The 14,919-nt window shown below is 59.5% G+C and carries 16 protein-coding genes; 13 read left to right on the top strand and 3 right to left on the bottom strand.

Annotated elements, in window-relative coordinates:
- Positions 1–94 precede the first annotated feature (94 nt).
- The 10 genes from AB1A64_RS17340 (at position 95) to rarD (ending at position 11,191) form a co-directional block, all read left to right on the top strand.
- Positions 95–664, top strand: a complete 570-nt coding sequence (locus tag AB1A64_RS17340) for an XRE family transcriptional regulator (protein ID WP_366552607.1) — start codon at positions 95–97, stop codon at positions 662–664.
- The gene (locus tag AB1A64_RS17335) at positions 664–1,287 is read left to right on the top strand and encodes a LysE family transporter (RefSeq protein ID WP_366552605.1); all 624 of its coding nucleotides are present in this window, start codon (positions 664–666) and stop codon (positions 1,285–1,287) included. The genes AB1A64_RS17340 and AB1A64_RS17335 overlap by 1 nt, the downstream gene beginning before the upstream one ends.
- A gap of 4 nt (positions 1,288–1,291) precedes the next feature.
- Complete coding sequence (locus AB1A64_RS17330) at positions 1,292–1,672, top strand: GFA family protein (protein WP_366552603.1); 381 nt, start codon at positions 1,292–1,294, stop codon at positions 1,670–1,672.
- Positions 1,673–1,687: 15 nt separating this feature from the next.
- Positions 1,688–4,135: an FAD-dependent oxidoreductase gene (locus tag AB1A64_RS17325; protein ID WP_170398273.1), complete on the top strand. Its 2,448-nt coding sequence runs from the start codon at positions 1,688–1,690 to the stop codon at positions 4,133–4,135.
- 17 nt (positions 4,136–4,152) lie between these two features.
- Complete coding sequence (locus AB1A64_RS17320; protein ID WP_366552601.1) at positions 4,153–4,629, top strand: cupin domain-containing protein; 477 nt, start codon at positions 4,153–4,155, stop codon at positions 4,627–4,629.
- A gap of 12 nt (positions 4,630–4,641) precedes the next feature.
- Positions 4,642–5,694, top strand: coding sequence for a zinc-binding dehydrogenase (locus AB1A64_RS17315; protein ID WP_366552599.1), 1,053 nt, complete (start codon positions 4,642–4,644; stop codon positions 5,692–5,694).
- A gap of 12 nt (positions 5,695–5,706) precedes the next feature.
- Entirely contained in the window at positions 5,707–6,600 is an 894-nt protein-coding gene (locus AB1A64_RS17310; protein ID WP_366552597.1) for a homocysteine S-methyltransferase family protein, read from the top strand.
- A gap of 10 nt (positions 6,601–6,610) precedes the next feature.
- Positions 6,611–7,582 (top strand): helix-turn-helix domain-containing protein, encoded by a 972-nt coding sequence (locus tag AB1A64_RS17305; protein WP_366552595.1) that lies wholly within the window; start codon positions 6,611–6,613, stop codon positions 7,580–7,582.
- A 90-nt stretch (positions 7,583–7,672) separates the two neighbouring features.
- Positions 7,673–10,126 carry an FAD-dependent oxidoreductase gene (locus AB1A64_RS17300; RefSeq protein WP_366552593.1) on the top strand — a complete coding sequence of 818 codons (2,454 nt, stop codon included), beginning with the start codon at positions 7,673–7,675 and terminating at the stop codon, positions 10,124–10,126.
- A gap of 159 nt (positions 10,127–10,285) precedes the next feature.
- Positions 10,286–11,191, top strand: coding sequence for an EamA family transporter RarD (gene rarD, locus AB1A64_RS17295; RefSeq protein WP_366552591.1), 906 nt, complete (start codon positions 10,286–10,288; stop codon positions 11,189–11,191).
- Here the strand turns inward: rarD and AB1A64_RS17290 are convergent.
- A complete protein-coding gene (locus tag AB1A64_RS17290) occupies positions 11,182–11,886 on the bottom strand; it encodes an SGNH/GDSL hydrolase family protein (protein WP_366552589.1) in 705 nt (234 codons plus the stop codon). The two genes, rarD and AB1A64_RS17290, sit on opposite strands and share 10 nt — an antisense overlap.
- 2 nt (positions 11,887–11,888) lie before the next feature.
- A complete protein-coding gene (locus AB1A64_RS17285) occupies positions 11,889–12,299 on the bottom strand; it encodes a nuclear transport factor 2 family protein (protein WP_366552587.1) in 411 nt (136 codons plus the stop codon).
- A gap of 97 nt (positions 12,300–12,396) precedes the next feature.
- On the opposite strand from AB1A64_RS17285, the gene AB1A64_RS17280 reads away from it, so the two are divergent.
- Entirely contained in the window at positions 12,397–13,044 is a 648-nt protein-coding gene (locus AB1A64_RS17280) for an RluA family pseudouridine synthase (RefSeq protein ID WP_366552585.1), read from the top strand.
- A 2-nt stretch (positions 13,045–13,046) separates the two neighbouring features.
- Here AB1A64_RS17280 and AB1A64_RS17275 read toward each other — a convergent pair whose 3' ends face one another.
- Complete coding sequence (locus AB1A64_RS17275) at positions 13,047–13,232, bottom strand: hypothetical protein (RefSeq protein WP_058283078.1); 186 nt, start codon at positions 13,230–13,232, stop codon at positions 13,047–13,049.
- Between the two features lie 102 nt (positions 13,233–13,334).
- Between AB1A64_RS17275 and AB1A64_RS17270 the strand changes: the two genes are divergently transcribed.
- Together AB1A64_RS17270 and AB1A64_RS17265 are read left to right on the top strand one after the other, a co-directional pair.
- Complete coding sequence (locus AB1A64_RS17270; protein ID WP_366552583.1) at positions 13,335–14,027, top strand: YafY family protein; 693 nt, start codon at positions 13,335–13,337, stop codon at positions 14,025–14,027.
- 118 nt (positions 14,028–14,145) lie between these two features.
- Positions 14,146–14,817 (top strand): OmpA family protein, encoded by a 672-nt coding sequence (locus AB1A64_RS17265; protein ID WP_366552581.1) that lies wholly within the window; start codon positions 14,146–14,148, stop codon positions 14,815–14,817.
- Positions 14,818–14,919: the final 102 nt, after the last annotated feature.

Raw genomic sequence — 14,919 nt, 5'->3', positions numbered from 1 at the left:
GATCGGGTGAAATGAAAAAACTCTTGGAAATTTCATGATTCTCAGTCATCGTGAAAAAGGAGAAGAAATTTTCACAAGAATCGGAACGGCCCCGGTGAACACCCAAGCCCCCCACAGCGCGACACTCGGTGCGGATATCCGCGCGCTGCGCAAGGCGCGCGGGTTGACGTTGACCGAGATTGCAGCGCGGCTGAACCGGTCGGTCGGATGGCTCAGTCAGGTTGAGCGCGACATGTCCGACCCCTCGATCTCGGACCTGCGCCAGATTGCTGAGTGTCTGGGTGTGCCGATGTCGATGCTGTTTGCGCATTCCTCGGTGCCGGTGGGCGAACAGGGTTATGTGGTGCGCGCCGGATCGCGCCGTCCGATGGGCTCGGGTGAGGAAGGGTTGATCGAAGAACTGCTGTCGCCCGATCTGACCGATGATTTCGAAATGGTGCATTCCACCTTTGAACCCCGCTCCAGAATGCAGAAACCGGCCAACCGGCCGACGCAAGAGGTCGGCTACATGATCTCTGGCCGGTTGGATCTGACCATCGGGTCCAGTAAGTTTAAGGTAGGGCCAGGTGACAGCTTCCGCATCAGACATGAACCTTATCAATGGGCCAACCCCTATGATGAGCCCGCCGTGGCCATCTGGGTCATCGCCCCGCCGGTGTACTGATGAGCCTTGAGGTCTGGACCATATTCGCGCTGTTCTGGGTTGTGTTCGTGACCACTCCGGGGCCGAATGCGGTCAATTGTATTTCGAATGGGATGAGCCTGTCGTTTTCAAAGGCGATGCTGGGGGTTTTGGCGATCCTGACGCAGGCCAGCGCGTTTTTGATCCTGTCGGCATTGGGTGTGACCGCGCTGATCGCGGCCTCCCCAACCGGGTTCTTCATTGCCAAGCTGGTGGGCGCGGGGTTCCTGATCTGGTTGGGTATTCGTGGCTGGATGAATGCAACGAAACCTGCGCCAGCTTCGGAACGGCCTGCGCGCCATGTCTATCTGCACGCGCTGGCAGTGGCGACGATCAACCCCAAAAGCGTGGCTGGGTATCTGGCGGCCTTTTCGCAATTCGTGCAACCCGATGTGCCGATCTGGCAGCAAATGGGAGTGATCATGCCCACCGCGCTGGTTATCACCACGCTCAGCTATACCGGGTTCACCTTGCTGGGCGCGCTGATGGGCAAGGCAGCGCTGGGGGCGGTGTTCAACATCTGGGTGCGTCGGGTCATAGCGACCTGTTTCATCATCTATGGCGTGTTGCTGGGGGCCAGCTCCACGTCCACAGCAAGGGGGTAGTCACATGCAAACCGGTTCCTGCCTGTGCGGCGCGGTCGCGTTCACGATTGATGGAGAGCTGTCACCACCCTCGGCTTGCCATTGCGGACAATGCCGCAAGCAATCGGGGCACTATTGGTCTTCAACTTCGACCCGTCAGGACAACCTGAATTTCACCGCCAGCGACACGCTGCGTTGGTTCCGCGCTTCGGACATTGCTAGGCGTGGATTCTGCAGTGATTGCGGCGCGTTCCTTTTTTGGCAGCACAATGACGAAGACACGATTTCGATTTCCATGGGGGCACTGGATGAGCCCACCGGATTGCACCTCGCCCGGCACATCTTTGTCGCTGACAAGGGCGATTACTACGACATCACAGACGATCTGCCCCAACGGGCACAGTAACAAGGATCAAAACACATGAGCGATTTTCCGACGAAAGCCCGCGTAGTCATCATTGGTGGCGGTGTGGTGGGAACCTCGTCCCTTTTCCATCTGGCCAAGAGAGGCTGGACCGATTGCGTTCTGCTGGAAAAGAACGAACTGACAGCCGGCTCGACTTGGCACGCGGCTGGTAACGTCCCCACGTTTTCGAACTCTTGGGCGATCATGAACATGCAGCGCTATTCAACCGAGCTGTATTCAGGCCTGGCCGAAGAGGTCGACTACCCGATGAACTATCACGTCTCGGGTTCGATCCGTTTGGCGCATAGCAAAGAGCGGATGCAGGAATTCGAACACGCCATGGCAATGGGCAAGTATCAGGGCATTCCAATGGAAATGTGGACCCCGGAACAGGCCAAGGAACGCTATCCGTTCCTGGAAACCCATGACCTTGAAGGTGTGCTGTATGATCCCACAGATGGTGATATCGACCCGGCGCAGCTGACTCAGGCGCTGGCGAAAGGTGCTCGCGATATGGGCGCCAAGATCATTCGGTTCTGCCCGGCAACAAACGTGACTCAGCATGACGACGGCACATGGACCGTGCACACCGATCAGGGTGACATTGCCTGTGACTACGTGGTGAACGCCGCCGGTTACTATGCGCAGCGTGTGGGTGAATGGTTCAAGCCCTTTGGCGGTCGCACCGTGCCTGCAATGGTCATGAGCCACCAGTATCTGCTGACAGATGAGGTGCCCGAGGTTGAAGCGTGGTCAAAAGAGCATGGCGGCAAGCTACCGCTGCTGCGTGATGTCGATATCTCGTATTACCTGCGGCAGGAAAAGAACGGCTTTAACCTCGGCCCCTATGAGCCCAACTGCAAGGGGCACTGGATGACCGAGGATGACCCGATGCCCGAAGATTTCTCATTCCAGCTTTGGAATGACGATCTGGACCGCATCGAAGACATCATGATGGATGCAATGGAGCGGGTGCCGCTGATGGCGACCTCGGGCGTTGGTCGCGTGATCAATGGCCCGATTCCCTATGCGCCGGATGGCCTGCCGCTGATCGGTCCGATGCCAGGTGTGAAAAACGCCTTTGAGGCGCACAGCTTTACCTTTGGCATTGCGCAGGGCGGAGGTGCAGGCAAGGTACTGGCAGAGTGGATCGTCGATGGTCACACCGAATGGGACATGTGGGCCGTCGATCCGCGCCGCTATACCGATTACACCGATCAGGATTACTGTAACCAGAAGGGCATGGAAGTTTACGGCAACGAATACGCCATGCACTTCCCGCATCACGAATGGCCCGCAGCACGTGACAAAAAGCTGTCGCCGGTCCACGCCAAGGTACGGGAACTGGGCGGAGTCATGGGGGTCTACAACGGCTGGGAACGCGCCAACTGGTTTGCACAACCGGGTGACGACACCTCGCTAGAAGCCACTCATACCTGGGGCCGCTCGGGCCCGTGGGAGCAGCGGATCAAAGAAGAATGCGAGGCCGTGCGCGACAATTGCGGTGTGCTGGATCTGCCGGGCTTCTCGCGCTTTATGGTCAAAGGCGAGGGCGCGGCCGAGGCCCTGCGCGGGCTGGTGGCAGGTGGTCTGCCCAAGGTCGGACGCATCAATCTTGTCTATATCTCGGATGACCGCGGTCGCATCCTGACTGAGATGTCCTGCCTGCGTCTGGGCGAGGATGAGTTTGTCATGATCACCGCCGCCACGGCGCAATGGCACGATCGCGATATTCTGGTGAATGCGATGCCTGCTGGCGTTTCGGTCGAGGATGTCACCACCACACGCGACACGCTGATCGTCACCGGCCCGAAATCGCGGGATATCCTGTCGGGTTTGTCGGATGCCGATCTGACCACCGGGTGGCTGACCCACCAAGCGGCCACCGTCGCCGGGCAGCCTGCTTATCTGATCCGCGTGTCCTTTGCCGGTGAGCTGGGCTGGGAAGTGCATGCCCTGAACGAGCATATGCCTGCCATCTATGACGCGATCATTGATGCGGGGGCCAAGCCGTTTGGGATGTATGCGTTGAACTCGCTGCGGATTGAAAAGGGATATCGCGCCTGGAAAGGCGACCTGTCGACCGACTATTCGCTGCTGGAAGGTGGACTGGGTCGCTTCGTCAAACTGGACAAGCCGCAGGATTTCCCCGGCAAGGCTGCGATCCAGAACGAAAAGCAGCAGGGCGTGAAGAAATCCTTTGTCACCCTGACCGTGGACGCAGGCGATTGCGACGCGCCGTACATGTCCTGCATCTGGCAGAATGGCGAGATCGTCGGCGAAACTACCTCGGGCGCATGGGGCTACCGCGTTGGCAAATCCATCGCGCTGGGCATGATCAAGGCCGAGCTTGCCAACCCCGGCACCGAGCTTGAGGTGGAAATCTACGGCCGGAAATGCCGCGCCGTGGTAGAAGAGGACCAACCGCTGTGGGATCCTCAGAACGAGCGGCTGCGCGCATAACCCCTGTCGGAGGAGCCATGAGCAAGCGATATTCCAAATTGGGGCCCGGTGAGGGTCCCAACTATGACTGGGAAAACGACCATACGTTCGTAAAGGTTTCGGCCCGAGATACGAATGGTGCCTATACGCTCATGGAAGACAATTTGAAGGCCAGCTTCGCGCTTGGCCTTCATCGCCACGATACCCATGCCGAAACCTTCTATTTCTTGGAAGGCGCGGTGGATTTCTACGTTGACGGTGATTGGCATCGATGCGGTCCGGGTACCACGATGCATGTCCCGCCAGGGGTTCCGCATGCTTGTCGCGTGGCCGATGAGGCACCGGCGCGCATGCTGATGATCTTTCAGCCTTCGGGGTTTGACGGTTTCCTTGCGGAAATTTCGACAATGACCAACGCCGATTTCGCTGACGAGGACAAAATGGCAGCACTAAACGCCCGCTATGACATCATCCCGATGGGTCCCGTTCCTTCGCATCCAAACGATCAGGCATAAAGGCAGCATCCGATGACGATACCCAAAGTCATGTCCGGCGTTTATCTGACCCAGCACGGCGGACCCGAGGCGTTGGAATGGCGCGACGACATCCCGGTACCGCAGCCGGGTCCGGGGGAGGTGCTGGTTCGGGTGCTGGCCGCTGGGGTGAACAACACGGATATCAATACGCGGGTTGGCTGGTATTCCTCGGATGTGACTGGCGCGACGGATTCTGTTGATCAGGACGTCGATGCCGGAGGTTGGGGTGGAGCGCTCCAGTTTCCGCGCATTCAGGGCGGTGATCTGTGCGGCATCGTCGAGGCTGTAGGGGCAGGGGCAGCCTTCCAACCGGGCCAGCGCGTGACCTGCCCGATCAACTTGCCCCGCCCTAGACCCGGCCAGCCGACCGGTTTCGTTGCGCTGGGCTCGGAGTTGGACGGAGCCTTTGCGCAATACTGTCTGGTTGAGGCGGATGATCTGTATGACGTCAGCGCCTCGCCCCTGTCTGACGTGGAAATCGCTGCCATCCCCTGCGCCTTTGGCACGGCCGAGAACTTGCTGGCCCGCGCGGGTGTGACCTCGGGACAAAAAGTGCTGATCACCGGCGCGTCCGGCGGCGTCGGTCTCGCGGCCGTACAGCTGGCGGTGTTGCGGGGAGCAACCGTCTGGGGCGTGACCAGCCCGTCCAAGGCCGAAGTGGTCAAATTACAGGGCGCCGTGGATACGTTCGATCGTGATGCCGCGCTACCAGCAGATATGTTCGATGTGGTGATAGACGTTGTGGGCGGCCCGGCATGGCCCGGCCTGATCTTGGCGTTGAAGCCGGGTGGCCACTACGCGGTTTCTGGTGCCATCGCCGGCCCGATCGTACAGGCCGATCTGCGAGATATCTATTTGCGCGACATCACCATTCACGGCTGTACGCATCAGGCGTTCGAGGTATTCGGACGGCTGGTTGAGATGATCAATGGCGGACGCATCATGCCCTTGATCGCAAAGACTTATCCGCTAAGGGACATCGCAACCACGCAGGCCGATTTTCAATCCAAGGCGTTTGCGGGCAAACTTGTGCTGATTCCCTGAATAGGATGAGATATGGCGGATATCACTCTTCTGGATGGCTCAATCGGACAGGAACTGGTCAAGCGCAGCGGGGACCGGGCCACGCCACTGTGGTCGACGCGGGTGATGATGGACTATCCCGATCTGGTAGGTGACGTACATGCCGATTACTTTCGCCGTGGTGCGACTGTCGCCACCACAAACACCTATGCTGTCCACCGTTCGCGTCTGGTGCGTGTGGGGATGGAGGATCAGGTCGCAAACCTGATCGACACCGCCCTGACGCAGGCAGAACGAGCATGTACAGGAACCAGAGGGCGGATTGCGGGATCGCTAGGGCCGCTATTGGCTTCGTACAGGCCCGACCTGAACCCTGACCCGACAGATGCGGCGAATAAGTTTAGGGAGCTGGTATCGCTGATGGCCTCGCGCGTTGATCTGTTCCTGATCGAAACGGTGTGCTCGGTGCAGGAAGCCCAAGGTGCCCTGCGGGGCACCGACGGCTGCGGCAAACCTGTTTGGCTTGGCCTGTCGGTGATGGATGAGGACGGAACCCGCCTACGCTCAGGCGAACCGCTGTCGGATATCGAACCAGTGGTGGCGCGCTTTGCGCCCGACGCCGTCTTGATCAACTGTTCGCGTCCCGAGGCGATTCCGGCCGCGCTGCCGATCATTGCGCAGATGGGCCGCCCGTTCGGGGCCTATGCCAACGGGTTCACCGGAATATCCGAAGGATTTCTGAAAGACGCACCCACAGTCGATGCATTGGAACAACGTCAGGATCTTGGACCTGATGCCTATGCAGATTACGCCATGGCCTGGGTGGCGCAGGGGGCGACGATTGTTGGTGGCTGTTGCGAAGTTGGCCCGGATCACATCGAAACACTGGCCGACCGGTTGCGCGCAGCCGGTCACCGGATTGTCTGAGGAAAAGGCGATGCGGACACGCTCGGACAATTCACCGCAAACTCAGCAGCATTTCGATATCCTTGTGGCGCCCGGCTATGTGTTGTTGGAGTTGGCCTCACTGGTCGAGGTTCTGCGGCTGGCCAACCGCGTCTGTCCGACCCCTCCGTTTACCTATGCCTATCGTTCATTGAAAGGCGGTCCGATTTCCAGCAGCAGCGAGGCGATGGTCCAAACTGATCCAGTCCCGGCGCAGCCAAAGGCGGATTACCTGTTCGTGATTGGCAATTCTGACCCGGATCACCCGGACCTTTCGCTGGGACGTGTTGTGTCGAGTTATACATTCCGCGGGGCCAAGGTGTTCCTTCTGGCCGAGGCCGCCAGCCGTTATATCAACGAACACGGCACGGGTGACATGGCAACCCATTGGGAGAACGCCTCGTTCCTGCGTGAGCGCGGCGCCCGGTTCGAGGCAAAGTTGTCCATTGCCACCGAACAGGGCGCGGTGGTGACCTGTGCCGGGATGGAGGCGACAACAGATGTGGCGCTGGCGGTGATCGGTCGCCATATTTCGGGGCCCGCCAAGATGACGGTGGCCGATATCATGCTGCATGAAAACATCCGCGACTTTTCGTCGATGCAGCCATTTTCCGGGGCGAAACTGACCGCGACGGGGGATGCCAGGCTGGACCAGTGCATCAAGCTGATGCAGGCCAATATCGAAGACCCCTTGCCGATCCATGAAATTGTCGACTCTCTGCACCTGTCGAACCGGTCGCTTGAGCGGAAGTTCAAAACATTTTTTGGCACTACGCCCAACGGGTTCTATCGCGAAATGCGGCTGGCCAAGGCCAATAACCTACTGCTGAACACCACAATGAGCGTTCGTGAAATCGGGCTTGCCTGCGGCTTTCCCAACGGTTTTTCCTCGGTCTACAAAAGCTTTTTCGGCGTTACTCCCTTTGTTGTAAGGCGGGAAAAGAGGGCGGCGATACAACGGTGAAAATCGCCAATACAGTGACGGTTTTGACGCATTTATTGTCGATCTTCCGTGGCATTTTGGCGCAAACCTGACACATCGGAGATTCTCAGGATGGTTGATCTTCCCAGCAAGGCCAAAGTGGTCATCATCGGCGGCGGCGTCATCGGATGCTCGGTCGCGTATCATTTGACCAAGAAAGGATGGAATGACGTTGTGCTGCTGGAGCGCAAGCAACTGACCAGCGGCACAACATGGCATGCCGCCGGCCTGATCGCGCAGCTGCGCGCCACGGCGAACATGACCAAGCTGGCGAAATACAGTCAGGAGCTTTACGGCTCGCTTGAGGAAGAGACTGGCGTGGCAACCGGTTTCAAACGCTGTGGGTCGATCACCGTGGCGCTGACCGAAGAGCGTAAGGAAGAGATCTATCGCCAGGCCGCCATGGCCCGCGCTTTTGGGGTGGAAGTCGAAGAGATCTCGAATGAGCGTGTTCAGGACCTGTATCCGCATATCAACCTCGAAGGTGTGACAGGCGCGGTTTACCTGCCGCTGGACGGGCAGGGCGATCCGGCGAATATTGCACTGGCGTTGGCCAAGGGCGCACGCCAACGCGGTGCGGTTGTCAAAGAGCGGGTGAAGGTTGCCGATATCGTCAAGCAGGGCCGCAAGGTGACCGGTGTCGATTGGGTTGCGGATGATGGCAGTGCCTCGGGTCATATCGAATGCGATATGGTGGTGAACTGTGCGGGAATGTGGGGGCATGAGGTTGGCCGCATGGCGGGCGTCAATGTCCCGCTGCACGCGTGCGAACACTTCTATATCGTCACCGAGAGTATTGACGGGTTGACCCAGTTGCCGGTGCTGCGGGTGCCGGATGAATGCGCCTATTACAAGGAAGACGCAGGGAAAATCCTGTTGGGGGCCTTTGAGCCCAACGCTAAGCCCTGGGCGATGAACGGCATCCCTGACACGTTCGAATTCGACCAGCTGCCCGAAGATTTCGATCATTTCGAACCGATCCTCGAAGCTGCCTGTGAACGGATGCCAATGTTGGCCGAGGCCGGTATTCACACCTTCTTTAACGGACCGGAGTCTTTCACACCCGACGACGCATACCATCTGGGCCTCGCACCCGAGATGGACAATGTCTGGGTCGCCGCGGGCTTCAACTCGATCGGTATTCAGTCTGCCGGTGGTGCGGGTATGGCTTTGGCCGAATGGATGGATACGGGCGAGAAGCCGTTTGATCTGGGCGATGTGGACATCAGCCGGATGCAGCCTTTCCAGGGCAACAAACAGTATCTGTTTGAACGCTCCAAGGAAACGCTGGGCTTGCTTTATGCCGACCACTATCCGTATCGCCAGAAGGCTACAGCGCGGGGCGTTCGGCGGACGCCATTCCACCATCAACTGCTGGAACAGGGCGCCGTGATGGGCGAACTGGCGGGTTGGGAACGTGCCAACTGGTTTGCAAGCGAGGGGCAGGAGCGCGAATACCAGTACAGCTGGAAGCGCCAGAACTGGTTCGAAAACTCGGCCGCCGAACACCACGCCGTGCGTGAGAATGTGGGGATGTACGATATGTCCTCGTTCGGTAAAATCCGCGTTGAAGGACCAGATGCTGAGAAGTTCATGAACTATGTCGGTGGCGGCGATTATTCGGTGCCAAATGGCAAGATCGTCTACACGCAGTTTTTGAACCGCACCGGTGGGATCGAGGCCGACGTGACCGTCACCCGCCTGACGGAAACCGCCTATCTTGTGGTCACTCCGGCAGCGACCCGACTGGCGGACCAAACCTGGATGATGCGCCACGCGGGTAATTTCAACGTGGTCATTACCGATGTTACCGCGGGCGAGGGCGTTCTGGCCGTCATGGGCCCGAATTCGCGCGCGTTGCTTGAAAAGGTCTCACCCAGCGATTTCTCGAACGCAATCAACCCGTTTGGCACTGCGCAAGAGATCGAGATCGGGATGGGTCTGGCCCGCGCGCATCGCGTGACCTATGTGGGTGAGCTTGGTTGGGAAATCTATGTTTCATCCGACATGGCCGGGCACGTGTTTGAAACCCTGCATGAGGCCGGGCAGGACGTGGGTCTGAAGCTGTGCGGCATGCACATGATGGACAGCTGCCGGATCGAGAAGGGCTTCCGCCATTTCGGTCATGACATCACCTGTGAGGATCATGTGGTCGACGCGGGCTTGGGCTTTGCCGTGAAGGTCGATAAGGGCAGCGACTTTATCGGCCGCGAGGCGGTGATTGCGCGCAAGGAAAGCGGGCCCAAAAACCGTCTGGTCCAGTTCAAGCTGACCGATGCTGAACCGCTGTTGTTCCACAACGAACCGATCATCCGGGATGGCGAATACGTGGGTTATCTGAGTTCGGGCAACTATGGCCACACTTTGGGGGGTGCCATCGGTTTGGGCTATGTCCCGTGTGAGGGTGAGAAGGCAGCTGACGTTCTAGCCTCGACTTACGAGATTGACGTGTGTGGTGTGAAGGTTAAGGCAGAGGCATCGCTGAAGCCGATGTACGATCCGAAATCCGAACGCGTTAAGGTGTAATCAAAATGTCGGGGCGCTGTGGCGCCCCGGCTCGATTCTGGGGCCTGCCTGTACTGGCGCGACGTATCAGATTTCCTGATGACCCTCTTCACAGTTTTCGCGGTTTCCAAGTCCGTCTGATTTGCCGTAGAGAAACACGGTATCAGTCGGAGACCCGCCGTGGCAGACGCCCCCCTACCACCGAACAATGCAGACACGCCCAAAGGGCTTGCGCTGGCTGTGACGGCCTATGTGCTGTGGGGCTTTCTGCCTTTGTACATGAAGGCGCTGTCGCATGTCGGACCGATTGAGATCGTATCTCATCGTATCATTTGGTCGGTGCCAGTGGCCGGTTTGCTGCTGGTGGCGCTGGGGCGTACACGGGATCTGAAAGCGGCCTTGGTAAACCCGAAGATGTTGGCGATGGCTTGCCTGACGGCGGCGCTGATCTCGGTGAACTGGGCGATTTATGTCTGGGCGATTGCCAATGACCGGGCATTGGACGCGGCGCTGGGGTATTACATCAACCCGCTGTTCAGCATTGCGCTGGGCGCGGTTCTGCTGCGCGAGCCGTTGACGAAAACGCAGCTGGTGGCGGTGGCGATTGCGGCGCTGGGCGTGCTGGCATTGATCATCGAGGCGGGTAGCCTGCCGTGGCCAGCACTGGGGTTGATGGTGACGTGGGGATTTTATGCCTTTTTCAAGCGGTCACTGCCCATTGGCCCCAACCAAGGTTTTTTGCTTGAGGTCCTGATCCTGCTGATCCCGGCGTTGATGTACGTCACGTGGTTGGGTGTGCAAGGCACCGGTAATTTCGGTGTGGGTGCCTCGGACACCTTGCTGCTGGCCGCGGCCGGGGTGGTGACGGCGGTGCCTCTGCTGGTTTATGCCAATGGGGCCAAGCTGGTACGGCTGTCGACCATGGGTATTTTGCAATACATCGCTCCGACCATGATTTTCATCACCGCCATTACCGTGTTCGGTGAACAGATTGACCGAGGACGCATGATTGCATTTCCTCTGATCTGGACGGCTCTGGTGGTGTATTCGATTCCGATGATCCGGCAGATGCGCGCTCAGGCCTGATGTAGAAGGCGGGCGGCCTCATCGGCCCAGATGGCGTAGGTTTTCGGGCTTGGGTGATACCCGTCCGGCGCGACCAGGGCCGGATCGTCGGGCAGGTCCAACGTCAGATGCTGCGCGTGCGGAAAACGTGCTGCGACCTGCCTTAGACCCTGATCCAGCCGTCTTGCCTGATGACCGAGAACCCAGGCCAGCGGCTGCGGCAAGGCCGGGAACCGGTTCATCTGCGGTACGCCTGTAACAACCAGTCTCCGCACGCCCAGAGGGCCGGTCAAAAGCTTCAACAATTGGGTCTGGCGGTCCACGAAGCGCTTGCACGTCACGCCGCGTGTCACATCATTCACTCCGAGTGCGGTGACGGCCATATCGAACTGGCCGCTCAGGCCGCGCAATCGGTCAATCGTATCCTGAGTTGTGTGTCCCGTGGTGGCCTCAAGCCGCCATTCGACTGTGTAGTGACTGGCCAATCGGGACACGAGATGCCCGGACAACGCCTGCGCCTGTGTCCCCGCACCGACCCCGGCTGCCGAGCTGTCACCTGCGATCAGCAACCGCAGTCGGGGCCCACGCCCGTCGCGCCCTTGGCGCGGGCCAATTGGTTCTGACAACAATTGGGCGTTGCGTCGCACCGACAGGCCCTGCACCGCCAGAACCGGCAGCAAGGGAACGCGCAATAGTTGATCCGGGGCAACAGGCATGGTCAGCTGAGCGCGTTCTTGAATTCAAGAAACCGCGCATCGGTCATGATCCGCGCCATCATCGCCTCGCGCAGGGCACCGATGGTTTTGTGGGGGCGCATGACGACCTCGAACTCCTGGATCAACCCTTCATCGTTGAGGGTGATCAGATCAACCCCCACCGCATCCAGGTCACCGACCTTGCATTGAAACTCCAACGCCCAGTCTTTGCCCTCACCCATCACACGGCGATAGCGGAAGTCCGAGAACACCTGCCCCACATGCCCCAATACCGCCGCCACCGGCGCGCGCCCGGTCCAGTTGCTGTAATAGGTGGGCGGTGAAAACCGCACATCCTCGGCCAGCAACTCGCGGATCAGGCTTTCATCGCCCTTGGCCACCACTTCTTGCATGTGTTTGATCGTGGGGTGCATGGTCTCTCCTTCCGTATTGGAGTGAGAGTTGCTGAACCGTTTCGTTCAGGCAAGCGCGACGTTGCGGGAGTTCGCGCGCTGCGATAGGCAGGCGCGCATGAGCGAGACTTATGATCCCCCGATGACCCCCTTGGACGTGTTGCACGAGGATGCGCAGCTAATTGTGGTGAACAAACCCTCGGGCTTATTGTCCGTGCCGGGGCGGGGCGAGCATTTGGCAGACTGCTTGCTGACGCGGGTTCAGGCGACGTTTCCGCAGGCGCTGTTGGTGCATCGGCTGGATCGGGACACTTCCGGCGTCATGGTCTTTGCTCAGACACCCCACGCTCAGCGGCATCTGAGCATGCAGTTCGAAAATCGTCAGACCCGCAAGATCTATGTGGCGCGCGTCTGGGGGCGGGTCGAAGACAAGACCGGAACCGTCGATCTGCCGCTGATTGTGGACTGGCCCAACCGCCCGCTTCAGATGGTGTGTCATGAGACCGGCAAAGCCGCTGTCACCGACTGGCGCGTGGTAAAACACGAAGGCGAAACAACCCGCATGCGGCTGTTTCCAAAGACCGGCCGGTCGCATCAGCTGCGGGTGCATATGCAGGCGCTGGGCCACCCGATCCTGGGTGACCCGTTCTATGCCGACGGTGCGGCGCAGCAATTCCCGCGCCTGATGCTGCATTCCGAAGAGCTGCGCCTGAAGAACCCCGAAGGCGGGGTTGCCATGAAATTCCGCGCTAAGGCGGATTTCTGATCCTAGGCTGTGCTGGTCCAGAACAGTTTCAGATTGCCCAGTGAAAACCGTTTTGCTCGCTTCTTAGGGGCACAGGGCCGACGCGCGGCCATGATCTCGCGTTCGATTTCAAAGGCGCGCAGGGTGTGATCCTGCGCCCAGCGGTCCAGTTTCAGGGTCATCATCACGTGATTGTCGCGGCTTGGCATGGAATTTCTCCTTTCAACTGATCCCAAGTCTGGCCCATCACTGCTGACACCACCCTGTCAGTGGGGTGTGCTAGAGTGTCAGCAGATCAATCGGAGACCCCCATGCGCCGTTCCACACGTCTGTTTGAAATCATCCAGATTTTGCGTTCCGCCGAAACGCCGGTGACGGCAGAGATGTTGGCAGAAAAGCTGGAGGTGTCCGCGCGTACCGTCTATCGCGACATTGCGGCCCTTCAGGCGCAGCGCACCCCGATTGAGGGTGAGGCCGGCGTCGGCTATCTGATGCGGCGCGGCTATGACTTGCCGCCGCTGAATTTCGATGCCGAAGAGGTCGAGGCCCTGTGGGTCGGCCTGTCGATGCTGGCACGGACCGGTGATAGCACGCTACAGCAGGCCGCCGACCGTGTGTGCCGCAAAATCGAGGCGTTGCGCGTGCCGACAGACTGGTTGCAGGTTGCCCCATGGGGCGCGCCGATGGACGATCCTGAAAAGGGCTGCGTGCCGGTTGTGAACTACCGCGAGGCCATACGGAACGAACGTAAAATCCGCATCACCTATGTCAACGCCAACGAAGATCGGACCGAACGGATCGTCCGCCCCGTTGCGCTGATCTATCACATCGAATGCACTATGCTGGCTGCGTGGTGCGAGTTGCGGAACGGGTTCCGCCATTTCCGTACCGACCGCATCTGGGCCTGCGAACTGACCGACGATCACTTTTGCGGGCAGGGTGAGCCGTTGCGCGCGATCTGGCAGGAACAGAACCACTGGGACGTGCCCGCGGGCCTGTCATAGGTGGCAAGTATTTGCCGATTTCACTTGATTGTTGCTTGAGCCCACCTGCGGGCAACGCGATATACTGCACCAAACAATACGCGCCCGAAGAACGGGCGCCGGAGCAGAAGGTGATATCATGACGATTTCCAAATTTGTTTTGTCCGCCGGGCTGTGCTCGGCCTTGGTTCTGGGGGCCTGTACGGACCCCGGCACGCTGAACCTGCCATCCGACCCCAACCAGAACACCAGACAAGGTGCTATTCTGGGCGGTCTGGTCGGGGCCGGGGTTGGCGCCATTGCGAATGACTCGGATCCGTTGTTGGGCGCGCTGGCGGGTGGTGCCATCGGTGCCGCCGGTGGTGGTCTGGTCGGCAACCAACTGGACAAGCAGGCAGCGGAACTGCGCCAGCAGCTGGCCAATCAGGGCATCACCGTCACCAATGCCGGGGATCGCCTGATCGTCACCGTGCCGAACGATATCAGCTTTGACACCGACAGCGCGACCGTGCGCCCGGCATTGCGTGCCGATCTGGTACGGGTTGGACAGAACCTGACGCGGTACCCGAACTCGAACATTCAGGTCATCGGCCATACCGACAGCGACGGCGAGGCGTCCTATAATCAGGCCCTGTCCGAACGCCGTGCCCGGTCTGTGGCGGATATCCTGCAAGCCAATGGGGTGAGCAGCGCGCGGATTTCGACCATCGGTCTTGGGGAAAATCGCCCAGCTGCGTCGAACCTGACGCCCGAGGGTAAGGCCCGCAACCGCCGGGTTGATATTGAGATCGTTCCCAGCGGCCAAACGTAACGAAGCAGGGCACCTTCGGGTGCCCTTTTTTCGCACATTGACTGCGCGTCACAGGGGCTTTGGTGCGCGCGGGCTTTGGGCTAGCTATTAGGAAACCCAACT

Source organism: Ruegeria sp. ANG10 (genome assembly GCF_040705255.1).
GTDB lineage: Bacteria > Pseudomonadota > Alphaproteobacteria > Rhodobacterales > Rhodobacteraceae > Ruegeria.
Note: the sequence above shows the minus strand (reverse complement) of the source record. Positions and strands in the feature narration are given on the sequence as shown.